The organism is Rhizobium bangladeshense, from assembly GCF_017357245.1.
Taxonomy (GTDB): domain Bacteria; phylum Pseudomonadota; class Alphaproteobacteria; order Rhizobiales; family Rhizobiaceae; genus Rhizobium; species Rhizobium bangladeshense.
Map to the genome: position 1 here is coordinate 20,913 of NZ_CP071614.1, position 25,825 is coordinate 46,737.

21 protein-coding genes are annotated in these 25,825 nt (G+C 60.6%); 8 read left to right on the plus strand and 13 right to left on the minus strand.

Annotation, left to right across the window (positions count from 1 at the left end):
• Positions 1-264 precede the first annotated feature (264 nt).
• Positions 265-804: a L,D-transpeptidase family protein gene (locus J2J98_RS24005; RefSeq protein WP_207603664.1), complete on the minus strand. Its 540-nt coding sequence runs from the start codon at positions 802-804 to the stop codon at positions 265-267.
• Positions 805-1,087: 283 nt separating this feature from the next.
• Between J2J98_RS24005 and J2J98_RS24010 the strand changes: the two genes are divergently transcribed.
• Positions 1,088-1,528, plus strand: coding sequence for a response regulator (locus J2J98_RS24010; protein ID WP_064707364.1), 441 nt, complete (start codon positions 1,088-1,090; stop codon positions 1,526-1,528).
• Between the two features lie 12 nt (positions 1,529-1,540).
• On the opposite strand, the gene J2J98_RS24015 is transcribed toward J2J98_RS24010, so the two are convergent.
• Complete coding sequence (locus J2J98_RS24015; RefSeq protein WP_138396182.1) at positions 1,541-2,245, minus strand: TetR/AcrR family transcriptional regulator; 705 nt, start codon at positions 2,243-2,245, stop codon at positions 1,541-1,543.
• A 253-nt stretch (positions 2,246-2,498) separates the two neighbouring features.
• On the opposite strand from J2J98_RS24015, the gene J2J98_RS24020 reads away from it, so the two are divergent.
• Positions 2,499-3,698: a multidrug effflux MFS transporter gene (locus J2J98_RS24020; protein ID WP_207603665.1), complete on the plus strand. Its 1,200-nt coding sequence runs from the start codon at positions 2,499-2,501 to the stop codon at positions 3,696-3,698.
• 137 nt (positions 3,699-3,835) lie between these two features.
• Positions 3,836-5,128: an MFS transporter gene (locus tag J2J98_RS24025; RefSeq protein ID WP_207603666.1), complete on the plus strand. Its 1,293-nt coding sequence runs from the start codon at positions 3,836-3,838 to the stop codon at positions 5,126-5,128.
• 36 nt (positions 5,129-5,164) lie between these two features.
• On the opposite strand, the gene J2J98_RS24030 is transcribed toward J2J98_RS24025, so the two are convergent.
• Positions 5,165-6,202 carry a LacI family DNA-binding transcriptional regulator gene (locus J2J98_RS24030; RefSeq protein ID WP_138396179.1) on the minus strand — a complete coding sequence of 346 codons (1,038 nt, stop codon included), beginning with the start codon at positions 6,200-6,202 and terminating at the stop codon, positions 5,165-5,167.
• An 81-nt stretch (positions 6,203-6,283) separates the two neighbouring features.
• On the minus strand, positions 6,284-7,324 hold the full coding sequence (locus tag J2J98_RS24035) for a LacI family DNA-binding transcriptional regulator (protein WP_138396178.1): 1,041 nt from the start codon (positions 7,322-7,324) through the stop codon (positions 6,284-6,286).
• 475 nt (positions 7,325-7,799) lie between these two features.
• Here J2J98_RS24035 and J2J98_RS24040 point away from each other — a divergent pair, with 475 nt between their 5' ends.
• On the plus strand, positions 7,800-9,986 hold the full coding sequence (locus J2J98_RS24040; RefSeq protein WP_207603667.1) for a PAS domain-containing sensor histidine kinase: 2,187 nt from the start codon (positions 7,800-7,802) through the stop codon (positions 9,984-9,986).
• On the plus strand, positions 9,983-10,345 hold the full coding sequence (locus J2J98_RS24045; RefSeq protein WP_064707357.1) for a response regulator: 363 nt from the start codon (positions 9,983-9,985) through the stop codon (positions 10,343-10,345). Before J2J98_RS24040 ends, J2J98_RS24045 begins: the two co-directional genes overlap by 4 nt.
• A gap of 221 nt (positions 10,346-10,566) precedes the next feature.
• On the opposite strand, the gene J2J98_RS24050 is transcribed toward J2J98_RS24045, so the two are convergent.
• From J2J98_RS24050 to J2J98_RS24080, 7 genes are all read right to left on the minus strand, one after another.
• Positions 10,567-10,860, minus strand: a complete 294-nt coding sequence (locus J2J98_RS24050) for a hypothetical protein (RefSeq protein ID WP_207603668.1) — start codon at positions 10,858-10,860, stop codon at positions 10,567-10,569.
• 104 nt (positions 10,861-10,964) lie between these two features.
• Positions 10,965-12,863 (minus strand): ABC transporter ATP-binding protein, encoded by a 1,899-nt coding sequence (locus tag J2J98_RS24055; protein WP_207603669.1) that lies wholly within the window; start codon positions 12,861-12,863, stop codon positions 10,965-10,967.
• An 82-nt stretch (positions 12,864-12,945) separates the two neighbouring features.
• On the minus strand, positions 12,946-14,754 hold the full coding sequence (locus J2J98_RS24060) for an ABC transporter ATP-binding protein (RefSeq protein ID WP_207603773.1): 1,809 nt from the start codon (positions 14,752-14,754) through the stop codon (positions 12,946-12,948).
• Positions 14,755-15,183: 429 nt separating this feature from the next.
• Positions 15,184-15,957 carry an ABC transporter permease gene (locus tag J2J98_RS24065; protein ID WP_064707354.1) on the minus strand — a complete coding sequence of 258 codons (774 nt, stop codon included), beginning with the start codon at positions 15,955-15,957 and terminating at the stop codon, positions 15,184-15,186.
• Positions 15,941-16,771, minus strand: a complete 831-nt coding sequence (locus J2J98_RS24070; protein ID WP_138396175.1) for an ABC transporter ATP-binding protein — start codon at positions 16,769-16,771, stop codon at positions 15,941-15,943. The genes J2J98_RS24065 and J2J98_RS24070 overlap by 17 nt, the downstream gene beginning before the upstream one ends.
• A gap of 12 nt (positions 16,772-16,783) precedes the next feature.
• On the minus strand, positions 16,784-17,785 hold the full coding sequence (locus J2J98_RS24075; RefSeq protein WP_138396174.1) for an ABC transporter substrate-binding protein: 1,002 nt from the start codon (positions 17,783-17,785) through the stop codon (positions 16,784-16,786).
• 48 nt (positions 17,786-17,833) lie between these two features.
• Positions 17,834-18,916, minus strand: a complete 1,083-nt coding sequence (locus tag J2J98_RS24080) for a 4-oxalomesaconate tautomerase (protein WP_207603670.1) — start codon at positions 18,914-18,916, stop codon at positions 17,834-17,836.
• A gap of 113 nt (positions 18,917-19,029) precedes the next feature.
• Here J2J98_RS24080 and J2J98_RS24085 point away from each other — a divergent pair, with 113 nt between their 5' ends.
• The 3 genes from J2J98_RS24085 to J2J98_RS24095 all read left to right on the plus strand — a co-directional run bounded on the left by J2J98_RS24085 (position 19,030) and on the right by J2J98_RS24095 (position 23,735).
• The gene (locus J2J98_RS24085) at positions 19,030-19,926 is read left to right on the plus strand and encodes a LysR family transcriptional regulator (RefSeq protein WP_064707350.1); all 897 of its coding nucleotides are present in this window, start codon (positions 19,030-19,032) and stop codon (positions 19,924-19,926) included.
• Positions 19,927-20,330: 404 nt separating this feature from the next.
• On the plus strand, positions 20,331-21,737 hold the full coding sequence (locus tag J2J98_RS24090) for an FAD/NAD(P)-binding protein (RefSeq protein ID WP_207603671.1): 1,407 nt from the start codon (positions 20,331-20,333) through the stop codon (positions 21,735-21,737).
• A 69-nt stretch (positions 21,738-21,806) separates the two neighbouring features.
• Positions 21,807-23,735 carry a hybrid sensor histidine kinase/response regulator gene (locus tag J2J98_RS24095; RefSeq protein WP_207603672.1) on the plus strand — a complete coding sequence of 643 codons (1,929 nt, stop codon included), beginning with the start codon at positions 21,807-21,809 and terminating at the stop codon, positions 23,733-23,735.
• An 18-nt stretch (positions 23,736-23,753) separates the two neighbouring features.
• Here the strand turns inward: J2J98_RS24095 and J2J98_RS24100 are convergent, their stop codons facing one another.
• Both J2J98_RS24100 and J2J98_RS24105 read right to left on the minus strand, forming a co-directional pair.
• A complete protein-coding gene (locus J2J98_RS24100) occupies positions 23,754-24,935 on the minus strand; it encodes an acyltransferase family protein (protein ID WP_207603673.1) in 1,182 nt (393 codons plus the stop codon).
• 127 nt (positions 24,936-25,062) lie between these two features.
• Positions 25,063-25,821 carry an SURF1 family protein gene (locus tag J2J98_RS24105; protein WP_138396167.1) on the minus strand — a complete coding sequence of 253 codons (759 nt, stop codon included), beginning with the start codon at positions 25,819-25,821 and terminating at the stop codon, positions 25,063-25,065.
• Positions 25,822-25,825 lie beyond the last annotated feature (4 nt).

Here is a 25,825-nt window from a genome sequence, read left to right on the forward strand (position 1 = left end):
CACATCGGCCTGAGCGGCCGCCTTGTGATCTGCCTCGGCGGCCTTGTCTTCCCGCCCTCGGAACCTTGCCTTTCTCCTTGCTGCCGCTGATGTCCCGCTCGGGACGGGGATGGCAGGCGCCGCCGGGGAGGCCCTCGTCATTCGGCGGCGGCGATTGACGAAACCACTATTTTCGCCGGTGGCTTCCCGCTGATTGCCGCAGCCGGGCGGTTTTCGTCAGGCAGGGCAAGGCTGATTTAAGCCTGTCGAATTGCGCGGCTGATCCTAAGGCATGATGTCGATGGGCGTGTGATCGGGAACGCGTGCCCAGATATCACTCATTTCTGCATTGGTGACGGCGATACAGCCATCCGTCCAATCCCACAGTCTATGGATCCCTCCTAGCAGGCCCCAGCCATTGGGCAGTCCGTGGATCATGATGCTGCCGCCTGGCGAAGAGCCATTCGCCTCCGCCTCGCGCCGCTCTTTCGCATTAGGATAGGAGATATGCAGGCTCAGATGGGCCACGGATTTCGGATTGCGCCAGTCTATTTCATAACGCCCTTCCGGTGTTTTCTCGTCGCCTTCGCGTTGCTTGGGACCCGCATCGGCGGCACTTCCGAGCGAAATTTGATAGGTCGAGATCGGAGCGTCCCCTTTGAAGAGGACCATGCGGCGTTCGGATTTATAAACGCGAATGAGATCGGCCCTTTGCTCCGGCGGTGCATCCGGGGACGGCGAGCCTGAGCCGATCCTGGCCATCACTTTGGTATAAGCGAACAGGCTGACGGCTACGATGGCCAGGACGATAAGCTTGGTTCTCAATGTTATCCTCAACCACCAAAACCGATGGGATAATCATATCGTATCATCGGGCGTCCGTGTCCAGAAGTGCTCGCTCGAGTTTGAAAGATGATCGGGCCGATTTCGCCTTGTCGGTTCTCCGTTAAGAATTTTATCAACGTTAACAATACGTTAAATGGCGAAAATCGCGTTCCACCGCGGAACATATCGTCAAGTTCCCCGTTACGACAATGAGTTTCGGCAGGGACAGGGCTGCCGAAGCGGCTCCTTCTTTCGAAGTATTTGCGTAGCAAGGGGACGTATCATGGCCACCAATGTCGTGCGGCGCTGCCAACGAGATGATCTCATGAAGCAGAGAGTGCTGATCGTCGAAGATGAGTTCCTCATCGCGCTTGATCTCGGCGCGACGGTGGAGGGCATCGGCATGCAGGTCGCCGGCCTTGCGAATGATCGCGAACAGGCGCTGCGGCTGGCGCCGTCCGCCGATATCGCCTTCGTCGACGTCAATCTCGCCGACGGCCCGACCGGGCCTGAGCTCGGCAGGCGGCTGGCAGAAGAGCATGGCATTGCCGTCGTCTTCATGACGGGCAATCCCGAGACCGTCGCCGACGGCGTCAAGGGCGCGGTCGGCGTGGTCCAGAAGCCGGTCATGCCTTCGGTTGTCGAACAGTTGGTCAAGTATCTTGCCGCCCGCCGCGTCGGCATGTTCGCCGTCGTGCCTGCGCAGATGACGGTCTTTACTTGATACCAGGGGTGATCAGTCGGATATGGCCGCGAGCTGCGGCTGTGCGCCGGCCTTTTCGGCCTTCGGGCCGCCATAGGCTTTGAGAAAAGTACGCACGGCGTTGCGCGCCGCCTTTTCCAGCTCTTCATTGGAGGGTGTGCCGCCAAACAGCGTCATCATCTGCAGGTCGGCATTGGCGAGCGCCACGAACTGCCGGGCGGCGATGTCGAAATCATCGATGGCAAGAGCTTGTTTGTGGGCAAGGCGCGCGAGAAGCGCGGAAAGCGCAGTGGTCAGCTTGCTCGGCCCCTGCTGACGCCAGTTTTCGAAGAGGTGCGGATATCGCTCGCCCTCCGTTTGCACCAGCTTGCGCAGGAATTTTCCATCATGATTGCAGATGCAGTTTTTGTTGAGGCGCACGGCAAAGGCCGTCAAATCGTCCTCCAGATCATCGGCGCTGTCAGGAAAGGTCGACAGCACGGAAAAGAGCATGGCGTTGGCGCGATTCATCACGTCCTCGACGACCGCGACAAACAGCGTCTCCTTTTCACGATAATGGTTGTAGATCGTCTGACGGGAGACACAGGCGACGGCGGCAATCTCGTCGATGCTGGCGGCTGCAAAACCCTGGCGGCAGAAGACGTCGGCGGCGGCGTCGAGGATCGACATACGCTTGGCGCATTGTCCACGCTGCGAATGCCCAGTCGTCCGGACTGCCGGTGTCATGCTGTCTTTCATGGAGCGAAGATAAGACGTCTTGACGGTTTAGACAATGGCGTCTAGCTTTACAGGTGTGTCCAAATTTATTGACACTCTTGGTTCCACGCTGGAGATATGAGCTCCCAACTTCGTCTTCGCGCGAACGATCATCATTCAACCGGCGCATCGGCGCGGAAATCGAACCGGTTTTCGGAAAGCACGATGCGTGATTCTAAAGAGTGCGGAGCGACGATCAGGCGCCTCCGCTGCGCTATTACGAAAGATCACCATTATGACGGCTTCCTTCTTTCGCATTGCCCTCATCCTCGGCCTGTTGTCGGCCATCGGCCCCTTTGCCATCGACATGTATCTGCCTGCGCTGCCCTCTATCGGCCAGGACCTGCATGCGGATAACAACGTTACCCAGCTGACCCTGCTCGCCTTCTTCATCTCCTTTGCGCTCGCCCAACTCGTCTACGGGCCGCTGTCGGACATGTGGGGCCGCAAGCTGCCGCTCTATTTCGGCATCGGCCTTTTCGCGCTCGCCTCGATCGGCTGCGCGCTCGCGACCGATATCGAAACGCTGATCGCCTTCCGTTTCGTCCAGGGTATCGGCGGCGCTGCCGGCATGGTCATTCCGCGCGCCATCGTCCGGGACATGCACACCGGCGTCCAAGCCGCACGGCTGATGTCGCTGCTGATGCTGGTCTTCTCGATCTCGCCGATCCTGGCACCCCTGACGGGCAGCGCCGTCATCGAGTTTTACGGCTGGCGCGGTGTGTTCTGGGCTGTGACAATTGCTGCCGCAATTGGCCTGGGGTTGCTCGCCACACAGCTCGATGAAACACGGCCTGCTAGTGAGCGCGGCGGCAGTGGCCTCCGCAGCGCCATGAAGGCCTATCGTCTGTTGCTCGCAGACCGTAATTTCCTGACGCTGACCTTCATCGGCGGTCTCGGCATTTCGAGCTTCCTTGTCTATCTCGCCAACTCGCCCTTCGTGCTCATCCAGCATTACGGGCTGACGCCGACCGAATATAGCTTCGCCTTCTCGATCAATGCCGTGTCCTTCTTCGCGGTATCGCAGGCGACGGGCTGGCTCGGGGAGCGTTTCGGCCTGGTGCGCGTCATGCGGATTGCCGTCAGCGCATTCGCGCTGGCCATGATCGTCATGGCGGTGGTGATGGCTGCAGGCTTCAATCAGCTGCCGGTCATGGCGACTTTCCTCTTCATCGGTTACGGTTTCCTCGGGCTCGTCATTCCGACGAGCGCGGTGCTTGCCCTTGAGGATCACGGCGCAATCGCCGGCACCGCCTCGTCGCTGATGGGTACGCTGCATTTCGTGATCGCCGCCGTCGCCATGGTCATATCGAGCCTGTTCTTTGACGGCACGGCCGTTCCGATGGCCGCCGGCATCGCACTTTGCGCCTTCTCGGCTTTCGTGCTGACCCAGGCAACGATCGGCCGCCGCGCCGCCGTCGCCGCGGCCGAATGACCGGAGACAGGCCGCACCCGGTCGCCGGGTGCGACGTCTCATCCCAGCGCGAGCTGCGACAATATGCAACGCCTAATTGATTATCGGAGAGCCGCTCTATTTAGGCTGCATAAACGGTCGCAATCTGGAGAATATGCATGGTCGATGAGAAGCGGTTGATCACGAAAATCACCTGGAAGCTGATGCCGTTTCTCGGCATTCTCTATCTGATCGCCTATATCGACCGGCAGAACGTCAGCTTCGCCAAGCTGCAGATGGTTGATGCTCTCGGGTTGAGCGAATATGCCTATGGTCTTGGCGCTTCGCTCTTCTTCATCGGTTATTTTCTCTTCGAAGTGCCGAGCAATCTCTTCCTCGACAGGCTCGGCGCGCGTGTCTGGTTCGCACGCATCCTGGTCTCCTGGGGGCTTGTCACCGTGGCGCTCGCCTTCACGCAGAACGCGACGATGTTCTATATCCTGCGTTTCCTGCTCGGCGTCTGCGAAGCCGGCTTCTTCCCTGGCGTGCTCTACCTGCTGACGCTCTGGTTCCCTTCGGCCTATCGCGGTCGGATGGTCGGGCTGTTCATGATTTTCAGCGCGATCGCCAATGCCGTCGGTGCACCGCTTGGCGGCGTGCTGCTTGATCTCGACGGCCTCTACGGCTTTGCCGGCTGGGAATGGGTATTCCTGGCGACCGGTGTGCCGGCCGTCATCGCCGGGATCGTCACCTTTTACTATCTTCCCGGCCGGCCGGAGAGCACAGGTTTCCTCAGCCGTGAGGAGAAGGACTGGCTCCAACGCCGGCTCACTGCGGAAAACGCCGGCATGGGCGAGAATGCCGAGAATGGTTTCAAGGCGCTCGTCGATCCGCGCGTCCTGCTGATGGCGCTCTGCTATATCGCCTTTCCGCTGTCGGCCTATGGGCTCAGCTATTGGCTGCCGACCATCGTCCAGGCCTTCGGCGTAAGCAACACCGTGAACGGTCTCCTCAACGTCATTCCCTGGCTGCTTGTCGCCGTCTCGCTCTATGCAGTGCCCGCCATGGCCGACAAGGCGCAATCGAAGACGCCCTATATCGTCATTCCGGCCTTCATTGGCGCGGCTTGCCTGCTGCTGTCAGCTCTGATCCCGAACCATACGGTGCAATTCGTCTTCCTCTGCGTCGCTGCCGCCGGCATCTTCGCCCCCCAGCCGGTGTTCTGGAGCCTGCCTTCGCGTTTCCTGAAAGGCGCGGGTGCGGCGGCCGGCCTTGCCGCAATCAACTCGGTCGGCAACCTCGGCGGCTTCATCGCCCAAAACGTCGTGCCTTGGATCAAGGATGAGAGCGGAAGCACCATCGCACCGATGTTCTTCCTGGCCGCCTGCCTTGCTGCCGGCGCCGTGCTGGTCTTCGTCGTCGCGCATCAGCTGTCGAGCCGGGAGCATCAGGCGGCCTCAGGCCGCGCCTGATGCCGGCCCGGCTGAACCTTGCCTATGTGACGGGGTTCAGCCGGTCAGCGTGAAGGCGTCGCTTTCGCCTGGAACGAGCTCCATCGGCCAGATCCTGTTGCGGGCGCCCTGCGGATAATGATCGGCATAGGCCGGCATGGTGGCGAGCAAGGTTTCCCCCAGCTGGGCGCCGAGATCGCGCAGTGACATGCGAAAGGAAGTCAGCGACGGCTGCAGGAAATGCGTGCGCGGCTCCTCACGGAAGCCGACGACGGCGAGATCGCGCCCCGGCACGATGCCAGCTTCGGCAAGCCGCCGGTACAGCCCGATCGCCATCAGCTCGTGGATGAGGATGATCGCGGTCGGGCGTTCTTCGATCATCAGCAGCTCGTGACCGGCCTGATAACCCCCCTGTTCGCTCGACTTGACGCGGATGACGAGGGCCGGGTCGAAGGGAATATCGTGGCGTTTCAGCGCCTGGCGGTAGCTGTCGATGAAGATGTAGCCGAGATTGATGTCGGAGGAGGGGGCCGCCACCGCAATCCGCCGGTGACCCTTAGCCACAAGCCGGTCGACGCCGCGCGCCGCCACGCCCTCGAAATCGAGGTCCATCCAGGTATAGCTGCCGCCTGACGCACTGCGGCCGAGCGCCACGAAGGGGATGCGGGCCTTTTCCAGAAGCTCGATGCGCCGATCGGTGCGCCGCGTCGCCGAGATGATCATCGCATCGACCAGCCGCCGCGCCACCATGCGCTTCAGATATTCATGCGGGTCCTCGTCATCGGGGCAGGGCAGCATGACCAGATCGAGCTTGTGGCGGGAAAAGACGCTCTGCAGCCCGTCGGTGACGCCGAGGAAGAAGTCGTCGCTGTTTTCGACCGTCTCGCGGCTGACCTCCAGCATCAGGCCGATGACGTTGGTCATCCCCTGGCGGAGACTGCGACCCGACTGGTTGGCGACATAACCGAGCTCTTCGGCGGCGGCGAGCACGCGCCGGCGCGTGTCTTCATTGACATCCGGCTTCCCGTTCAGCGCTCGGGACACGGTCCCGATCGAAATGTCGAGATGCTCGGCGAGCTGACGAATTCCCTTCATCTCCGACGATTTTCCTCCCGACCGGATCGTATTTGCCCTTTCTTGCCACAGGATGGCGCCCGCGAAAAGTCGGGGGACGGGTTATGGCCTGAAGCTCTGGCGGATGACGAGTTCCGGAATGACGCGTTCGTAAGCCGGCGGCGCGTTCGGATTTTCAAGCCGCCGCTCCATTAGCGCGACGGCGCGTTGCGCCATGGTCAAAGGATCCTGGCGGAAGGTGGTCAGCTGATAGCTCAGCCAGGAGGATTCCGGCACATCATCGAAACCGATGACGGCGACATCTTCCGCAATGCGCAGCCGTGCTTCCTGGCGCGCGACATCCATCAGTCCGAAGGCGATCAGGTCGTTGGCGCAGAAGACAGCGTCGGTCTTTATTTTTTCTGATAAGAGCGCGCGGCCGGCAACGACGCCGCTCTCATAATCGGAATCGTCGCCGCGTACGACGACAACGGATGCGCCGAGCGACTCGGCCGCGGAAAGGAAGGCGGTTTCGCGCTCGACGATCGCAGGCGTCCCCGAGTTGGAGCCGATGACCGCCAGCCGACGCCGGCCGCTTTCGTAAAAGGCTGTCGCCGCCCTGCGCGAGGCTTCGGAGTTGCCGGCGCGCACATGGTCGACGTCTGGCTCCGAACGGCCGATGACGACGAGCGGCTGGCCGTTCCGCTGCGCGAGCTCGAGGAAACTCGCCGGCGGCGAGCCGGACAGGATGATGATCGCCTCGGCGCGATGGCCGATCAGCATCTTCTGGGCGGCGAGCAGTTCGTCTTCCGTCTGGCCGGTGTTGATGAGGATCGGAATGCTGCCGCGCCGGATCAGGGCTTTGGCAAGGGCGGCGGCCAGATGTGCGCGGAAACCCACCTCCGGCCGCGTGGCGACGATGCCGACCAGGCGACTCTGATTGGCAAGCACGCCCCGCGCCAGGTCGTTGACGTGGTAGCCGAGTTCGTCTGCGGCCCGCAGCACTTTTTCGCGGGTTGCAGGCGCAACGCTCGCGCCTGGCGTAAAGCTGCGCGAGACGGCCGAACGCGAAACGCCCGCCAGCTGTGCCACCTGCTCGGCGCTGACGAAACGCATGCGTTCTTTTTTTGGCGTCTTGCCGCCGTTCGCCGGACCATCATTCATCAACTGTCAGGTATTGATTGTCTCTGACAGCCAGATGACAGACGGCCGCGGCAGCCCGAATTTTGCGGCGTGGCCAACGTCAATAGCATCCTTATGAGATCTAACATCTGATCTTCATCGGGCAAATCCGCGACCGGCATCTCAATCGAACCGCGCCGAGGCGCTGGACATCACCAAGGCTCAGTTGGAAGAGCTTCCGGCGAAGCTGCGGGGAGGCTTAAGGCGCTTGGACCGACGCTGAAAGACTTTGTGCAGCTGCAACGAGTTGCGCTGGTGAGCCAGGGGTCGACTGCATCAACTTTGAGGACCTCTGGAAACTTCGCTATCAGATGAAACCAATCCCAAAGTTGCACGTTTAGACGTGTTGCTGTTGGTTCGATGGATTAGCGGATGAGGTGGACGAGATCGCGCTACCTCGCGTGACACCACAATTGCCTCGATTGCGACGACAAGATCATAAGCGCAAAGGTCGCCGATGTCGAATATCGAGGAATTCCCCGTCCCCGCCCGCAAGATGAGCGAATACGACGCGCTTGTTGCTGCGGCGCCGAGCGTGCTGGACGCAATCCCTGGTGCCGTCTATCTCTGCGATCACGACGGTTGGCTTGTCCGCTATAACAAAGAAGCCGCCAATCTCTGGGGAAGAACGCCTCCGCTCGAAGACAGGCGCGAACGCTTCTGCGGTTCACATGCTCTTTTCCTGCAGGACGGAACTCCCCTGGATCACGAAGTCTGCCCGATGGCGACGGCTGTTTTCACCGGCAGGGAAGTCCGCAACGCTGAGGTCGTCATCGAAAGGCCGGATGGCTCGCGTCTTGTTGCGCTGGTGAACGTGCGTGCGCTGAAAGACGACGAGGGCCGTATTCAAGGTGCGATAAACTGCTTCCAGGACATCTCAGCGCACAAAGCCATGGAGCAGGAGGTGCACCGCAAAAACACAGATCTTGAGGATTTCTTCGAGAACAGCGCAATAGGTCTTCACATCGTTGGTGGGGATGGCATCATCCAGCGCGCCAACAAGGCAGAGCTTGCTCTTCTCGGTTACACCGCCGAAGAGTATGTCGGACGGCATATCGCCGAATTTCACGCGGATGCGCCGGTGATCGGGGATATCCTCCACAAATTGTCATGCGGCGAGAAGCTCGACCGTTATCCTGCTCGTTTGTGCGCCAAAGACGGTTCGATCAAACATGTGCTGATCACGTCCAACAGCCGGTTCGAGGATGGAGAGTTCCTCAATACGCGTTGTTTCACGACCGATGTGACCGATCTCCACGAATCCGAGAGCGCCCGCAAGGACAGTGAGGAACGTCTTGCCGCGACCTACGAGGCTGCGACTATCGGAATTGCGGAAGCGGACTCCGCAGGGCGCCTGCTTCGCGTCAACGACGCTCTGTGCCAGATGCTGGGGCGTTCTCGGGACGAGCTTCTCAGCATGAGCTTCTTCGACTACACCTATGGTGACGACCGAGAGGAGGACGCCACACTCTATGCGCGTCAGATCGTCGGAGAACTCGATAATTATGTGCTGCGCAAACGCGCAACAAAGCCGGATGGAAGCATCGTCTACCTCGATATCCATAGCTCGTCCGTGCGGGATAAGGTCGGCGGCTTCCGTTACGGCGTGCGCATAATCCAGGACGTCACTGCCGCAAAGCAGATGGAAGATCAGATACGCGCAAGCGAGCAACACATGCGCGATTTGCTCGAAGCACTACCGGCCGCAATCTATACGACGGATCAGGCGGGACGGATTACTTTCTATAACAAGGCGGCGATACAGATGTCAGGGCGAACGCCACAGGCCGGCGACATGTGGTGTGTCACCTGGCGTCTCTTCAATCCCGATGGCACGCCACTGCCGCACGACCAGTGTCCGATGGCCATAGCGTTGAGGGAAGATCGTCCGGTTCGCGGAGTGGAGGCCATTGCGGAGCGGCCGGACGGCAGCCGTGTTCCCTTCATACCCTATCCCACGCCGCTTCATGACGGCGATGGACATCTCGTCGGAGCGATAAACATGCTCGTCGACATCACCGAGCGCAAAAGGGCCGAAATCAGGCAGAAGACTCTCATTGACGAGCTCAATCATCGCGTCAAAAATATGCTGGCGACCGTGCAATCATTGTCCGGACAGACCGCAAGATACGCCGACGATCTCGATGATTTCCTGCGGCGCTTCGAAGACCGACTGTTGGCTCTTTCCCGCGCCCACGATCTTCTGACCAAGCGGCACTGGGAGGACGCTCCCCTGGATTCGCTCGCCCGGGAGGTGCTGATGCCGCCCGCCGGCGAAGCAGCCGGGCGCATCAAGGTCCATGGGCCTCCTGCTGCTCTAAATTCGCGGACAGCACTCAGCCTGACAATGGCTCTCAATGAGCTCGCCACGAATGCAATTAAATACGGAGCACTATCCTCGGAGGCGGGCTGGCTTTCCCTGACTTGGCGTCTGCGAGGTGAGGCCGGAGCTCAGCCACGGATTATCCTCGAATGGCATGAGCATGACGGGCCTCCGGTCCGGCCACCGACCCGGCGCGGTTTCGGCACCCGGCTGATGGAACGCTGCATCGAGCGCGACCTGGGAGGTGAGTTTGACCTCGCCTTTGAGCAGGCCGGCGTAGCCTGTCGCATCTCGATTCCAGTCGGACTGGTGGACGCATGAGAAACATTTCCGGCCTGAAGGTCCTCGTTGTCGAGGACGAGGGCCTGGTGGCCCTGATGATCGAGGACATGCTCGAGGATCTCGGTTTCGAGGTCGTCGCTTCCGTATCGCGGCTTGCGGACGCGCGAATCGTCGCGACCAAAGCGGAAGTCGATCTGGCGGTGCTGGACGTCAACCTCGCTGGCGAGCCCAGCTTTTCGATCGCGGAAATCCTCCGCAAACGTCAAATTCCATTCATATTCAGCACCGGATATGGCCTGAGTGGATTGCCAGCTGAATTTGCTCACCAGCCGTTGGTCGGCAAGCCCTTTTCGAAGAACGAGCTACAGCAGACGATCGCAGTCGCATTGAATTTCTGATGAAAGCGGGACAGGCAACTGAAGACTTGGGAAGCTCGCTTCGATCCGAGGCGGCTCGTCTTTATCGATGAAACTCGGGGGTGTCGCCTAGCTTTTTGACCGTGATCCTGCGGGTTGAACCGGAAGGCGATGGTGCTTTGGCAAAACCGAGGCTGCGGTCGCAGACTCGGCTGATAGCGAAAGCGGCGGCGTTGAAAACGTTGCCGCCGCAATATTTCAGGCTAATCGCAGACGCGTACCGTCTCGACGTGATAACCGCCATCATAGCGGTTGCGGACATCGCGGTCCTCGTACCAGCATCTCGGAGCCGGTTCGACATAGCGGGGACCGTCGATATAGCGAGGGCCGCTATTGGCTATCGCACCTCCGATCAGGCCGCCGACCACACCTGCGGCAACGCCGCCGGCAATAATTCGACCGGTGTCATCATGATGACGGTCACGCGCGGCAGCAGGCTGAATGGCCGATCCAACAAGGGCCGTCGCGATCAACAGGCTGCTAATAATTCTCTTCATGACATTCTCCTCAGTGGCACTTGCCCCGGATAAAAGGGAAATGCGGCAGCAAGGCGTTGGTTCGTTCAAACTTTGCGACAGGCATTAACGCAGGTCATCCGGCATCAGGTCGCCGATTCCGCAGCCGTCGTCTCATCCAGCACATCTTCGGGAATATCGTCGAATGAGGCGTAGTTGAGATTATAGAGCTTGGAATAGAGCTTGCCGTTCTTCATCAGCTGGCGGTGATCGCCGCTTTCGATGATCTCGCCGTTCTGCAGCACGATGATGCGGTCGGCTTCGCGGATCGTCGCCAGGCGATGGGCGATGACGAGACCGGTGCGGTTTTCGAGCAGCTTCACCAGAGCCTTCTGGATCAGCATTTCGGTATAGCTGTCGATATTGGCCGTCGCCTCGTCGAGAACGAGGATCTTCGCATCCGCCACCAAAGCGCGGGCAAAACTCAGAAGCTGGCGCTGCCCGAGCGAGAGATTGCCGCCGCGCTCACCGAGAACGCTGTCGTAACCATCGGGGAGGCGCATGACAAACTCATGCGCGCCGACGGCTTTGGCCGCCTCGATCACCTGCTCGCGGGTCGCATTGACCTTGTGGTAGCGGATGTTTTCAAAGACGGTGCCGGTAAAGAGGAAGGGCTCCTGCAGCACCATGGCTATCTGCGCTCCGAGCGAATCCTGCGTCAGTTTCCTGACGTCATGGCCGCCGACCAGTACCTGGCCCTGCTGCACGTCGTAGAAGCGATGGATGAGCGACATGCAGCTCGATTTGCCCGACCCCGTCGGCCCGACAAGCGCCACCGTTTCGCCCGGATTGACCCTGAAGCTCACATGTTTCAGCACCGGATGCTTCGGATTGTAGCCGAAGACGACATCCTTGAATTCCACCGAGCCGTCCATGTCGCGGGACAGGGTCTTGGCGTCAGGCGCGTCTTTGATGTCAACAGGCACGTCGAGCACTTCGGTCAGCCGCTGGCCCGACGCCATGGCACGCTGCATCACCGAATATTGCAAAGTCAGCGACCGGATCGGGTCGAAGAAACGCTGTATGTAGAAGAGGAAGGCGACGAGCACGCCGACGTCGAGCGCCTGGTTGAGAACGCGGGCGCCGCCGACGACGATGACGAGCGCCATCGCAACGCCGGTCAGGCTGTCGACGATCGGCACCATCACCTGGGCATAACGCGCCGCCGTCAGATGCGTCTTGAGATTGGCATGCGCCTTGTCGTCGTAGAGCATGAAGTTGACGCCCTGCCGGTCCATGCTTTGTACGGCGCGGACCCCGTGGATCGCTTCGGCGAGCGCGCCGTTCGCAACCGAATTGGTCTCGTGCGCGGCCATGAACGACTTGCGGGCGAGCGGCAGCCAGAACAGCCGGACGATGAAGAGCACCGGCAGCACCGAGAGGGTGAGCAACCCCAGCTTGAAATCGAGATACAGCATCACGAAGATGATGCCGAAGAGCAGCACGATGTCGCCGACTGACAGCACCGAAGTTTCGAGGAATTCCTGCATCGAGTTGACGTCGCCCTGCAGACGCGACATCAGCCGCCCTACCTCGGTCTTGTCCATGAAGGAGAGCGAGACGCGCTGGAGATGCGAGAACATCGCCTTGCGGATGTCGAAGAGCACCTCTTCCGCGACATTGCCGACCAGCGTTTCCTGAGCGTAGCTGGCCGCATAGTTGATAAGGATGGCGATGGTAAAGGCGACGATCGCCCAGATCAGCGCCGAATGATTGCCCCCTGGCGACATGCCGTGGTCGATCGCGTAACGGATGATCAGCGGGATCAGCAATTGCATCATCGTGAAGGTCAGCACCGCGACAACGGCCCAGACAACCTGGGTGCGGTAGGGGCGAACGAAAGCCCAGATGCGCTTAATGATGCTGCCGTCGAAAGCCTTGCCGAACATTTCCTCCTCGACGCGGTGAGAACCGACCACCGCCCGCGGCGGGCGGCGTCCATCCTCGCGAACGTCGGGACGCTCGGTTTCCAATTCCTCGGCCATGCCTTTCCTCCCGCGGCCATATCAGGTGGTCGCATCTATCGCTCGTCGCTCTTCTCCCCAGTGGGCAGACGTGGGGATATCGCTATGCGCTCAGCACCTCGTCGCCCGGCCGCACCTGCAGGTCGTAGAGCGCCTTGTAGCGTCCGCCGAGCGAAAGCAGCGCCTGATGCGTGCCGCGCTCGACGATCCTTCCGTCTTCGACGAACAGGATCAAATCGGCATGCATCAGCGAGCTCAGGCGATGGGCCACGATGATCGTCACGCGGTCGGCGGCATAGCGGCGCATGGCGCTGCGAATGCGCTGCTCGGTGGCCGCATCGATTGCCGCCGTCGAATCGTCGAACACCATCACCGCCGGCTTCAGCATCAGCGCCCTGGCGATCGAAAGGCGCTGCCGCTGACCGCCGGACAGCGAAACGCCGCGTTCGCCGACGACGGTGCCGTAGCCGGTGGGAAGGCCGAGCACGTAATTGTGCAGCTGAGCGCTTTCGCTGGCGCGTTCGATGCGGCTTTCCTTCGCCCAGGGATCGCCATAGGCGATGTTGTTCTCGATCGTCGTCGTGAAAAGGAATGAATCCTGCTGGACGACCGCAACCGCCCGGCGCAGCGACTGCAGCGTCGCCTTGCGGATGTCCTGGCCGTCGATGGTGATCCTGCCGCCCGTCACATCGTAAAAGCGCGGGATCAGATGGGCGATGGTCGACTTGCCGCTGCCGGGAGGGCCGACGATGCCGATGGTCTGGCCGCGCCTGGCTTCGAAGGAGACGTCGTGCAGCACGGTGCGCTTTTCCGAGCCGGGATAGGCGAAACTGACATTTTCGAAGCGCAGCACGCCCTGCGTCACGGCCAGTGCCCTGGCGTCCGGCGCGTCCTTGATCGCGATGTCGAGGTCGAGCAGATTGAAGAGCCGCGTGCCGCAGGTGGAAGCGCGGGCAAAGGCATTGACCATCAGGCCGAGCTGGCGCACCGGCATCTGCAGGATGGTCATGAAGGTCAGGAACGAGGCGAGCGTGCCGACGGTGATCTCGCCCGACATCACCTTGCCGCCGCCGACCCAGAGCACGAGCCCCATCGCCGCGAAAAAGGAGAAGGTCATGGCGCTGGTGTTGACGACACGGATGCCGACGCGTTGATGCGCGAGCGCCAGTGCGTTCTTCGAGGCCGCCTCGAATTTCGACAGTTCGTGCTCCTGCGCGGCAAAGGCGCGCACGACACGGATGCCGCCGAGATTCTCCTCCATGATGCGGGTCAGCACCGACAGCCGTTCCTGCAGGTCGAGCCAGGTGGCGCGCAGTCTGAGCTGCGTTGCCGAGGAACGCCAGCCGACGAAAGGCACGAAGGAGAGCGCCAGCAAGCCGAGCACGACATCGGTCGTTACCAGCATATAGGCGCCGATGCCGATCAGGATCGACAGCAGGATCATGCGGACCAGCGCCGTCGAAAAATACATGCGCACGCCTTCGAGATCGAGCAGGCCGACGGTGATCAGATCGCCGGAATGCACCGTGTCGTGAAAGCTGAAGGACAGGCGCTGGATCTTCTCGTAGCAGGCCAGACGCAATTCGTAGCCCATGTGGTGGCCGACGGATTCGCTGTAGTAGTTCTGCACCATGGTGAAGAGACCGCGCAGCACGCTGGCGCCTAGCAAGAGCAGCGCCGTGGCCAAAAGTGCGTCCTGCGCCGCCTGCCCCGCCGCGCCGCCGCCCATCGCCATCTGCGTGTGGTCGACTGCCTGGCCGAGAAGGCGAGGGATCATCAGCTGGAAGGTAGAGGCGATGAGAGTGGCGCCGATCGCAAAGCCGGCTTGCCAGGGGTGGCGGAAGGCCATTACGGTGATGCGCACCAGAGTATAGAGGCCTCGGCCCCAGCCTGCCGCAGTTGCAAGCGCCATCGAAGCCGAAGGCTTCGTCGCGCGTGTTGACGCATCGCTGCTCACGGTATTTTTCCAATAGATGTGGTGCTCGGACGCTGGCCCGAAAAGACGGCAAATCCATGAAGGGATTGATAGCACCCTTATTTTTGCCGATTCCAACTGGGGGTTCAAGTAAAGAATTCACCAGTTGGTTATTTTTACGTGAGACTCCTTCGCATCTCCAGCGGGAACAATCGGCGCTCGGCTGGGTTGCCGCAGCACTCCCATGTCAGGCAACCGCTAGGAGAGAGCCGGGTCGCTGAAAGCATCGCTCAGCGTACGGTGAAGGCCCGCGGCGCCACGAAGACGTATTGACCGGAGTACGCCGTCGCTCACAATGTTTGCGCTCTCCCTTCGAGGAAAGGGAGAGCGCTTGCTAGCAGTTCTTATAGTTTCCGCTGACGATAGTCAGGCCGGCCGCTCGGCAGCGCTTGTGCGCCACTTGATGAGACGCTTCTCCGCGATGTCCAGAATGCTGTCGATAATCAAGACAAAGATCGCGAGGATCAGGATGCCGGCGAAGACGCCGACCGCATCGAAATTGCCTTCGGCCTGCGCGATCAGGTAGCCGAGCCCGGCAGAGGAGCCGAGATATTCGCCGATAATCGCCCCCACCACGGCGAAGCCGACCGAAGTGCGCAACGACGACAGAATCCAGCTCGCCGCTGCCGGGAAGTAGACATGGCGAAGCAGGTCCCTCCGATTGCCTCCCAAAATGCGGGCGTTCGACAGCACCACCGGGTTGACTTCACGCACCCCTTGCATCGCGTTGAAGAAGGTGACGAAGAACACCAGCGTCACGGCGAGCGCCACCTTGGACCACAGTCCAAGACCCAGCCATAGCACGAAGATCGGCGCGAGCACGACGCGAGGAATAGCGTTCAGTCCCTTGATGAAGGGGTCCAGAATACGAGCGGCCGAACGGCTGAGGCCGAGCCACACGCCCGCTGCCACCCCAAGTGCCGTTCCGAAGAGATAGCCCAGCACGGTTTCCGTCAGGGTGATGGCGACATGGCTATAGAAGCTGACGTCCGCTACCCAAGATACGACCTGCTCGAAAATGTCGACCGGAGCCGGGAAAAAGAAGACGTCAATGACGCCAGCCGCGACACCGAGCTGCCAGCCGCCGATAATTGCCACGAGCAGCACGATTTGAATGAGGCGTTCAGTCATGACGTTCATAGCTTTTCTCCACTTCACCGCGCAGCGATGACCAGATGTTACGATAAAGATCCAAGAAGCGCGGATCGAGCTTGATTTCGGCGACATCTCGCGGGCGTTCGAGGCCGACGGGGAAGCTGTCGATCACGCGCGAGCGCGGTCCGGCGGCAAGCACGACGACTCGATCGCCGAGGGCGATCGCCTCCTCTAGGTCGTGCGTTATCATCACCACTGCGCGTCGTTCCTCCTGCCAGAGCCGCAGCAGCTCGTTCTGCATCAGGTGGCGGGTATGGATATCGAGCGCGGAGAAAGGCTCGTCCATCAGGATGACCTTGGGGCCGGTGATCAGTGCCTGTGCCATCTGCACACGCTTGCGCTGACCGCCGGAAAGTTGATGCGGATATCGATGCTCGAACCCTTTTAATCCGACCTTCGCCAGCCATCTCATCGACTGCTCGCGCCGGTCGGCAGCGCCGACACCCTTGAACATGGGGCCGAGTTCTACGTTCTCGATTGCGGTTTTCCAAGGAAGCAATGCATCCTGTTGAAATAGATAACCGATGTCATTCCGGACCCCTCGCACCGGCTGACCATCGATGGAAACAGTGCCACTCGCAGGCTTAAGGAGGCCGGCAATCGCATTAAGTATGGTGCTTTTGCCGCATCCAGTCGGTCCAACGATGGCCAAGAACTCGCCATCGGAAACACTTAGATTGACGTCCTGTACAGCCACATAAGCACCGAAGGACATGGTGACCGCGTCGATGGAAACCATGGGCTTTGCAAGATTCTGGCTGTTCGTCGGCGGTGCGGTTTTCACTAGGGCCAATTCCATGACCTCCTCCTATCAGTTGGCAGCGGCGTTCGGGACCTTACCAACGAATTCGTTCGTGTAGGTTTTGGTGAGATCGATTTCAGCCGCTGCGACTTTTTCGTTGAAGCTCCTCAGGACGGCGAGCGGAATTTTGATATCTTCTTCGTTTATGCGTCCGTCGTTCGAGAAGATCGCCTTTGCGTTGTTGACTGCCTTGACGTAGGTGTCGCGGTCGCCGGAAATAAACTCCTTCGGGAGTTTGTCTACGATCTCTTCGGCGGAGTGACTATTCATCCATTCGAGCGCTTTGACGGTCGCATTGGTGACCTTCTGAATGGTCTCGGGGTTTTCATCGATGTAGTCCTGTGTGGCGTAGAGGACAGACGTTGGGTAAATCCCGCCATAGATCGCTCTGGCGCCGTCGTCGCTGCGCCCGTCAATCAGGATATTGCCGACGCCCTTGGCCTCGATGAAGGTCGCAGCCGGGTCGTAATTGACGAGTAGGTCGACTTTGCCCTGTTCGAGCGCTGCGACAGCGGCCGACCCGGAGCCGACGCCGATCAGCGACACGTCGTTTGCGGACAAGCCGTTGCGTTGCAGGTAGTAGCGGACGAAGAAGTCGGAAGACGAACCCGGCGAGGTGATCCCGACTTTTGCGCCTTTGATCGTTTCAGGCTTTGCCGGATCGAACTTACTTTCTTTACCCCCGGCCAGCACGAGCCCTGAATTGCGGGCGAGCTGCACGAAGGCGACGACGGCCTTGTTCTGCGATTGCATTTGGATCGTATGATCGTAAAAGCCGACGGCGATGTCGGTTGAGCCGGCAACAAGCGCCTGAAGCGTCTTAGAACCGCCCGACGCGAAATTTTCAACGGTCACCTCCAGCCCCTCCTTTTCATAAAGTCCGAGCCCTTGAGCGACAGGGAAGGGGAGATTGTTGAGGTTGTAGGATCCGACGCTGATGCGGACGGGATCCGCCAATGCGGATCCGGTAAACGCGACGGTTGCCGCGAGGGCGAGCATGAGCTTGCGCATGGTGACATTCTCCTCCTGTTGGTGGCGCCCTCCCGGCGGCCAGAGCTATTATGCCGCGCAACCCAGTTGCGTGACAGGTTTTGCTAACACATGTCCTTCGAACAGCCGGCGGGCGGTGCGAAGAATTCCGGCGACGACCCTGCCGTCGCGCTCATACAGTTTGACATCCAGGTGGCCGCTGGGGTGCTCGATGGAAAGAACAACCGGGGGGGCTCGCCTGCCGATCGAAAGCGAAGCGACCGTGTCCTGGCTGATACAGGCTGTGGCGATTCCAACGGCGCCCGTGGTCGCGAGGGATGGATGACATTGATGCGGCATGAAATACCGCACGCTGATGTCGCCTCCGGTCTTTGGTCGGGAGATGAGCACCGGCTTTGGCGTTACCTGATTGCGCACGTCTCCAAGGCCCATCCGAACGCCAGCTGCAATGCGCAGCTTTTCCAGCCGTTCCAGCAACTCCCTGTCAGCATTGAGTTCAGCCGCTGTTTCGAAGCCGGTTGCGCCGATCGACGCTGCCTCGATCAAGATCATTGGCATGGCGCAGTCAATGCAGGTGACAGCCACACCATCGATCAGATCGACGGGCTTGCCGGTGGGAAAGAGCTGTCCAGTACGAGCCCCGGCGGCGTCCATGAAAGTCAGTGCGATCGGCGCAGCGCGACCGGGCACGCCATCGATCGCAGCTTCACCGAGGTAGGAGACGCTGCCGTTCGGGGTCGGAACTTCGGCCTCGATCAGCTTTCCGGTGTTGACGTTATGGATGCGAACGAGCGTCGTTTCTCCGCGAACCGGTACAAGTCCAGCTTCGATCGCGAAAGGGCCGACTGCAGCGAGCATGTTGCCGCAATTCGGGGACGTGTCGACGATCTGTTGGTCAACCCGCACCTGGGCAAAGAGATAATCGACGTCGGCGTCGGCAACGCTGGCAGGTCCGATGATGGCCACCTTGCTCGTGACCGGGTTGCCGCCACCGATTCCATCGATTTGCAAGGGATGACCTGAGCCCATGATTGAAAGCAGAATCTTGTCGCGCTGGTCAGCGTCCGCGGGAAGATCCCTGGCGAGGAAGAACGGGCCTTTCGAGGTGCCGCCTCTCATCAGAACGCAGGGAATAGCCATCAGATCGTTCATCGGTGTGCTTTCGCCGGAATTATGCCTTCGCCGTATTAATCGGCGTCATTTGATCCAATTATTGAAAGAATTTTTTATTTGTAAAATGCTAAAAATTGGAGGATTGATGCAATATGAGCATTAATTGTGAGATCCTCGACCTACGAGCCTTCCTGAGCGTCGTAGAACTGGAGAGCTTCAATCGCGCGGCCGATGCCCTGCATATGTCGCAGCCCGCTTTGAGCCGCCGCATTCAAAAATTGGAGCAGGCCATTGGGGCACCGCTCCTGGAACGCACAACCAGGCATGTGTCCGCGACGGCTCTCGGCACGGAACTGGTGCCCCTCGTCCGACGCATGCTGGAAGAATTCGATGGCTCCCTCTTCGCTGTACGTGACGTTGGACCAAATCGAGGGGGGTTGGTGACCATCGCATGTCTTCCAACCGCAGCATTCTACTTCCTGCCGACGGTCATTCGCCAGTTCAATGAAGAATATCCGAACATCCGTTTTCGTATCCTCGATCTGCCGGCCACCGACGGTCTTCAAGCCGTGGCAAGTGGAGAAGTAGAATTCGGAATAAATATCATGGGCACCTCCGACCCGGACCTTACGTTCGAGCGGCTTGCGGAAGACCCATTCGTACTTGCAGCGCGCAAGGATCATCCTCTTGCAGCAAAACAATGGGTCGAATGGGCGGAGTTGGAGCCTTATCACGTGATCACCGTCCATCGGTCGAGCGGCAACAGAACGCTGCTCGACGCGGCACTGGCAAAATCGAACATAAAGCTACGCTGGTTCTATGAGGTAACTCATCTGTCCACCTCCCTTGGGCTGGTGGAGGCGGGCCTTGGGATTTCGGTGCTGCCACGAATGGCAACCCCGCGAGAAGATCATCCGTTCCTGATCACTCGCCCCATTCGCAATCCCGAGATATCTCGTACGATCGGTGTGGTTCGCCGCCGCGGCGGCACCTTGTCGCCGGCGGCGGAGCGGTTTCTCAAGATGTTGATAGGCGTATGGGGAGCTTGATTGAACGGCGCCATCCGGATGGTCCGAGCATTCCGAGCAGACTTGTCAAGTTGGACACGCGCTAAGAGGAAGTGCGGAGCAGTTGATGAAGGCAACGATCGGGTGACGGCGACTGACCAGCGTTGCCACTTTGAGCGCAGGTGGAAAAATATTCTGCACCCTCAGAGACTTAAGACTCGTTTCAAACAAACCTCTTGCCACTTGCGGTTTTTGGCGCTTTCATACACGACCAGATTGATAGACTATCGCGAGGGATTGGGCCCTCGTTCTCTTGCGGGCTCCCCCGGTTGAGCCCCGAGCTGCGGCGGGAATGGCCGCGTGACCCTCATCAACGCGTGAGCCGCTGTTTATGCGTTGAAACCTCGATCGACCCCAGGCTGCGAAAGAAGCGCAAAGGAGTTGCGATGACGGTTCAGGGACTTTTTTCCGGAAGGGCCAAGGCGGCGGCGCAGATCTCGGCCGTACCGCGTATAGCGATCGTCGGGCGCGGCTTCTCCGGAATGATGGCGGCCATTGCACTGATGAAGACCGTGCGCGCCCCCTTCCATCTGCAGTTATTCGATCCGTATTCCTCCGTCAGTGGCGGGCAGGCGCTTGCCTCGGCCCGCGCCTCGACGATCCTTAACACCCGCGTGCGTGATCTCTCGGTTTCGGTCGGGGACAGCGACGATTTCAACGACTGGCTCTGTAGCAATGCCGCTTTCCGCGCCGCCGTGCCGGCCGCCATTCCCGGTTTCCGGCAGATCTTCGTGCCGAAGGAAATCTTCAGCGACTACGTCTACCAGCGCTTTTCGGAAGCCCTCGCTGCGCGCCGGGACATTACCGTTCAGGTCTGCAACGATCCTGTGGTGGCGATCCGCCGCAGCCATGGCGACCGGTTCCTGCTCGAAAGCGCCAATCCGGCCAATCCGCTGTTCGACACGGTGATTCTTGCGACCGGCTACGGCCTGAGCGATCCGAAGGCCGAAGACCCTGCCGCTTCGCCGGTCCGGGCCCAGCGTCTCGTAGCGCGGCCCCATGCCGTGCTGCTCGGCAGCGGCATTCGCGTCGTCGATCAGTTGCTGCAGCTGCGCGATTCCGGTTATGCCGGGCAAGTCACGATCATTTCCCGGCGCGGCTTCCTGCCCCAGAGCCATACGCCGAATTCCGCAGATCCGGTGTTTCCGGCCGAAGCCCTGCCTGAGAGCCTGCCTGACATCGTGCGCTTCATCCGCCAGGCTTGTCGCGCGGCGGAAGAGCAGGGGCGAAGCTGGCAATCGGTAATGAATGGTCTGAGGAAACATGCGCGCTCCCTCTGGAGATCGTTGCCGGCCCGCGACAAACACCAGTTCAACCGCCATCTGAGGGCGATCTACGACAGCCACCGAAATCGTCTGCCGGAGGCGATGCACCTGCGCCTGAAACGCGAGCTTGCCGAAGGCCGCACTGTGCTCCGCCGCGGCCGGGTCGGCCGGCGGGGCCTGAGTGGTCTCTTCTTCACGCCGGCCGGTTCCTCAATCGAAGAGATCATCCATGCCGAGCGGATCATCGATTGCCGCTGTCAGGCGCCGGATCTTTCGGCGCCACTGATGCAGAGCCTGTTTTCCGCGGGCCTCGCCATGCCGGACGAACTTTCGCTCGGAGTGGCGGTCAATGCCCGCGGAGAGCCCTTCCTGGAGGACGGTTCGACGGTCGCAGGCCTCTTTGCCGTGGGCCCGCTTGGTCTCGGCAGCTTGCCAGACATCGATCTGGTGCCGGAGATCGTCTCGCAGGCCTATGCTGCTGCCGAGCATATTTGCGAGCTGTTCCATCCGCAGGTCAGGGCAGTGTGAAAAAGTGTGATATTTTCGGAACCATCTGCCCGGTGCCGCGTTAAGGGCGCTGGTGACCGAGAGGGGCAGATGGAAGTGCTGGATCGACATGATACGTCTCTCAATGAAGAGGGGCGCTTTCGTCTTCTGGTCGATGCCATCACCGACTATGCCATCTACATGCTGAGCCCGGAAGGCATCGTCACCAGCTGGAATACCGGCGCTCAACGTTTCAAGGGCTACAAACCTTCGGAAATTCTCGGCGAGCATTTTTCTCGTTTCTACGTGGAAGAGGATCGCGCCGCGGGCGTGCCCGAGCGCACGCTCGCCACGGCGGTGGAGCAGGGTCGGTTCGAAGGTGAGGGCTGGCGCCAGCGCAAGGACGGCAGCCGCTTCTGGGCGCATGTTGTCATTGATCCGATCCGCCACCCCTCCGGCGAACTGGTCGGCTTTGCCAAGATCACCCGCGATCTGACCGAACGCAGGGCAGCCGAACAGGCGATCCGCCAGAGCGAGGAGCAATTTCGCCGTCTCGTCCAGGGCGTTTCGGACTATGCGATCTACATGCTCGATCCCGACGGCAATGTCAGCAGTTGGAATTTCGGTGCCGAGCGCATCAAGGGTTATCGGCCGGAGGAGATCATAGGCCGGCATTTCTCGACATTCTACACGCCCGAGGATCGCGCGGCCGGCCTGCCGGAAAAGGCGCTCCGCGTCGCGCGGGCCGAAGGCCGGTTCGAAAGGGAAGGCTGGCGTGTCCGTAAGGATGGCAGCCGTTTCTGGGCCAGCGTCGTCGTCGACGTCATCCGCGACGAAGAAGGCGAAGTGCTGGGTTTCGCCAAGATTACCCGCGACATCACCGAAAAGATGGAAACCCAGCGGGCGTTGGAGCAGGCGCGCGAAGAGCTTTTCCAGTCGCAGAAGATGGAGGCGATCGGTCAGTTGACCGGCGGTATCGCGCATGATTTCAACAATCTGCTGATGGCGGTGATCGGCAGTCTCGAAATCCTGAAGAAGCGCATGCCACAAGACCTCTCGCTGACGTCGCTGGTCGACAATGCGATGCAAGGCGCCCAGCGGGGTGCTGCCTTGACGCAGCGCATGCTTGCCTTCTCCCGCCGGCAGGAGTTGCACATGGAGCCGATCGACGTCTCGGGTCTGGTGCGTGGCATGCTGGACATTCTCAGTCGGTCGCTCGGTCCCCTCACCACGATCGAGACCTCCTTCCCGGTGAGGCTGCCCACCATCCTCACCGATCCCAACCAGCTGGAGATGGCGATCCTCAATCTTGTCGTCAACGCTCGCGATGCCATGCCCACCGGCGGCCGCATCGTGCTCCGTGCATCCGAGGAAACGATCAGCGCGGGCCAGGGCCCGCTGTCGGCTGGCCGCTATATTCGTATCGCGGTGATCGATGAAGGCGAAGGCATGGATGCGAAGACGCTGGAGCAGGCGGTGACGCCGTTCTTCACCACCAAGGGTGTCGGCAAGGGCACCGGTCTCGGCCTTTCCATGGTACAAGGTCTCGCAAGCCAGTCCGGCGGCCGGCTCATCCTGAAGAGCACTCTCGGTGAAGGCACGACGGCCGAACTATGGTTTCCTGTCGTCATTGCCGAACAGGCCGCCGCGGCGTCGGTCGACGTGCCGCAACGCCCGGTGAACGCGCCGCAGGGGCTGCGGATCGTAGCCGTCGATGACGACGGCCTGGTCCTGATGAATACGACGCTGATGCTGGAGGATCTCGGCCACACCGTTTTCGAGGCGATGGCCGGTCCCGAGGCGCTCGACATTCTGCGCAAGGAGCCGGTCGATCTGGTCATCTGCGATCACGCCATGCCGCGGATGACGGGGGCGCAACTCGCCGAGGCGATCCGCAGCGAGTGGCCTGAAATGCCGATCATTCTCGCCACCGGCTACGCCGATCTGCCGGACGGTGCCGGCGCCGCCAATCTGCCCCGCCTGGGTAAACCCTTCTCGCAGGCGCAGCTTGCCGAAGCGATCAGCCGGATTGCGGTTTAGTGTAAGCCGGACCGGCGCTCAGGCGCGAAGCTTCTCGTCGCCTTTATCCTCTATGACCGTGCGGCCGGCTCCCTCTCCGACTTCTGAGGCCGTCGTGATTTCTTGTGCCAGAATTGCGCTGCTCAGAAGGCGCTTTTCGGCCTCTTGCAGATCGAGGATCGCCTGTTCGATCTTCTCAGCCGGAATTTCGCCCGAGCGCCACCGATGATGCCGCCACCACCCGACGAGCAGGCGTCGGCTCGGGACTTCTACCGTTTCATGTATGAACCATGCTCCTGCTGCCGCAACGCCAAGCGCCGCCACAATGATCGCCGGTTCCGGTATCAATCCATCGAAAGCGCGGCGCGCAAGGAACATGATCGGAACGTGGAATAGATAGAGCGAAAAGCTGACCGCCCCTAAAAACCGCATGGGCGCAGCCGCCAGAACATGTGCTGCGATGGGCGGTTGCCGAGCGACGAGCGCCACGATTACGGCTGCGGCGACCGCGCTTTGCAGCCCCCAGAACTCAGGAGAAAAATGCGGCAAGACGTGTCTGTAAGTGAAGAACACCGCCAGAAGGAATAGCGTGAAAGCTCCCGTGAGGGCGGATGGCGTCCATTTATCCCAGTAGGAATGCATCGCCCCGGCAAGTGCGCCGAAAAGAAAGTAAGGGAGCTTGGAAAGAAGCAGTATTCCTGGCCCCGGCAGTTCAAGCAGGCCATCCACCACGACCAGCACCGCCAAGCCCACGATCACGCCGTCATAACGGTGCGGGCGCGCCAAGCAGAGCCATAGGATGGGGAAGAGAAGATAGAACTGAATTTCTGGTGGAATTGACCAGAAAACGCCACTCGAGCCCAGAAGAAAGACATGGCGCACAAAGTCGATGCTGCCGGTGATCGGCTGAATGAAGCCTAGATCCTGGACGCCGGAAAGCGTCGCCACGAGCAGGACAGCGGCCAGATAGACCGGATAGATGCGGGCAAAGCGGCTAACAAGAAAATCCAGGACGGCTTCTCTGGTCACCGGCCGTGAGCCGTAGAGGTGGGCCATCAGAAAGCCGCTGAGGGCAAAGAACAAGCCGACGGCTTCGCTGCCCATAGTGATGAAATGCAAGGCTGTATATGGAAAGACAAGCCCGATATGGGCTTGCACGACCAGAAGCGCGGCGATACCGCGCAGACCATCGAGACTGGGGATGTAATCCGGCCGGCTCATGTGCAGCTTTTATATGTTCTGTCCGGGCAAGCAGTATCGGAGATCACTTTACAAGAACTTAATCCGGGCCGCGCAACTGCTTGGCGGAGCGCTCCCGGTCACTGCAAGGCGAGGCCGGATGCCTTGGTTACTCTTGGCGGCCTCTGCCGATCTCGCCGCGAACGACAAATACCAGCAATGCCAGCACCATCACCGCCAGCCCGTACCAGGTGATCGCATAGACGAGATGATTGTTGGGGAAATGGATGACCGTCAGGCCGCCGACAGGCAGACCGCCGGGATTGGCAGCGGCGTCGGCATCGATGAAATAGGGCGCGACCGCGCCGAGGCCGCGCTTTTGCGCGATCGCTGCGACATCGCGCGAATACCAGCGGTCCGAGGCTAGGTCGTTTGATTGGAGCAGCGATCCCTTCGGTTCCGTCATCCGCAGCAGCCCGGTGATCTCGATCGGGCCTGACACCTGACCATCACGGCGGGAAGCGGGATCGCGCCTGTCCGTCGGCACGAAGCCACGATTGACGAGGATATCAGTGCCGTCGGCGAGCGTCAGCGGCGTCATCACCCAATAACCCGGACCGAGCACGGTCGAGGCATAGACCAGCGTTTCCTTGTCGTTTGCCAGCATTCCCTCGACGGTCACCCGGCGATATTCGTCGTCGCGGGTGTTGACCTTGTCCCAGTCGGCGCGCGCCGGGGCCGGCACGGCGGCTGCGTGCACTCGCTGGTCGACGCGGGCGATGAGATCGCGCTTCCAGCCCAGCCGCTGAACCTGCCAGGTGCCGAGACCAAAGAGGATGGCGGCAAGCAGCGTCAGGCAGATGGCGAAGAGGGCGCGTTTTGCCCGAAAATGCCGTCTTTCCGATTTTTCCGTCGAGGCTTCGCTCATGGGC

Bases quoted from the DNA above. Each gene is read 5' to 3' on its own strand.
- J2J98_RS24105 (WP_138396167.1), bottom strand. From the start codon at position 25,821: ATGAGCGAAGCCTCGACGGAAAAATCGGAAAGACGGCATTTTCGGGCA.
- J2J98_RS24060 (WP_207603773.1), bottom strand. From the start codon at position 14,754: ATGGCGCTTGCAACTGCGGCAGGCTGGGGCCGAGGCCTCTATACTCTG.
- J2J98_RS24090 (WP_207603671.1), top strand. From the start codon at position 20,331: ATGACGGTTCAGGGACTTTTTTCCGGAAGGGCCAAGGCGGCGGCGCAG.
- J2J98_RS24050 (WP_207603668.1), bottom strand. From the start codon at position 10,860: ATGAAGAGAATTATTAGCAGCCTGTTGATCGCGACGGCCCTTGTTGGA.
- J2J98_RS24015 (WP_138396182.1), bottom strand. From the start codon at position 2,245: ATGAAAGACAGCATGACACCGGCAGTCCGGACGACTGGGCATTCGCAG.
- J2J98_RS24045 (WP_064707357.1), top strand. From the start codon at position 9,983: ATGAGAAACATTTCCGGCCTGAAGGTCCTCGTTGTCGAGGACGAGGGC.
- J2J98_RS24020 (WP_207603665.1), top strand. From the start codon at position 2,499: ATGACGGCTTCCTTCTTTCGCATTGCCCTCATCCTCGGCCTGTTGTCG.
- J2J98_RS24025 (WP_207603666.1), top strand. From the start codon at position 3,836: ATGGTCGATGAGAAGCGGTTGATCACGAAAATCACCTGGAAGCTGATG.
- J2J98_RS24075 (WP_138396174.1), bottom strand. From the start codon at position 17,785: ATGCGCAAGCTCATGCTCGCCCTCGCGGCAACCGTCGCGTTTACCGGA.
- J2J98_RS24035 (WP_138396178.1), bottom strand. From the start codon at position 7,324: ATGAATGATGGTCCGGCGAACGGCGGCAAGACGCCAAAAAAAGAACGC.
- J2J98_RS24070 (WP_138396175.1), bottom strand. From the start codon at position 16,771: ATGGAATTGGCCCTAGTGAAAACCGCACCGCCGACGAACAGCCAGAAT.
- J2J98_RS24040 (WP_207603667.1), top strand. From the start codon at position 7,800: ATGTCGAATATCGAGGAATTCCCCGTCCCCGCCCGCAAGATGAGCGAA.
- J2J98_RS24065 (WP_064707354.1), bottom strand. From the start codon at position 15,957: ATGAACGTCATGACTGAACGCCTCATTCAAATCGTGCTGCTCGTGGCA.
- J2J98_RS24085 (WP_064707350.1), top strand. From the start codon at position 19,030: ATGAGCATTAATTGTGAGATCCTCGACCTACGAGCCTTCCTGAGCGTC.
- J2J98_RS24055 (WP_207603669.1), bottom strand. From the start codon at position 12,863: ATGGCCGAGGAATTGGAAACCGAGCGTCCCGACGTTCGCGAGGATGGA.
- J2J98_RS24095 (WP_207603672.1), top strand. From the start codon at position 21,807: ATGGAAGTGCTGGATCGACATGATACGTCTCTCAATGAAGAGGGGCGC.
- J2J98_RS24080 (WP_207603670.1), bottom strand. From the start codon at position 18,916: ATGAACGATCTGATGGCTATTCCCTGCGTTCTGATGAGAGGCGGCACC.
- J2J98_RS24030 (WP_138396179.1), bottom strand. From the start codon at position 6,202: ATGAAGGGAATTCGTCAGCTCGCCGAGCATCTCGACATTTCGATCGGG.
- J2J98_RS24100 (WP_207603673.1), bottom strand. From the start codon at position 24,935: ATGAGCCGGCCGGATTACATCCCCAGTCTCGATGGTCTGCGCGGTATC.
- J2J98_RS24010 (WP_064707364.1), top strand. From the start codon at position 1,088: ATGGCCACCAATGTCGTGCGGCGCTGCCAACGAGATGATCTCATGAAG.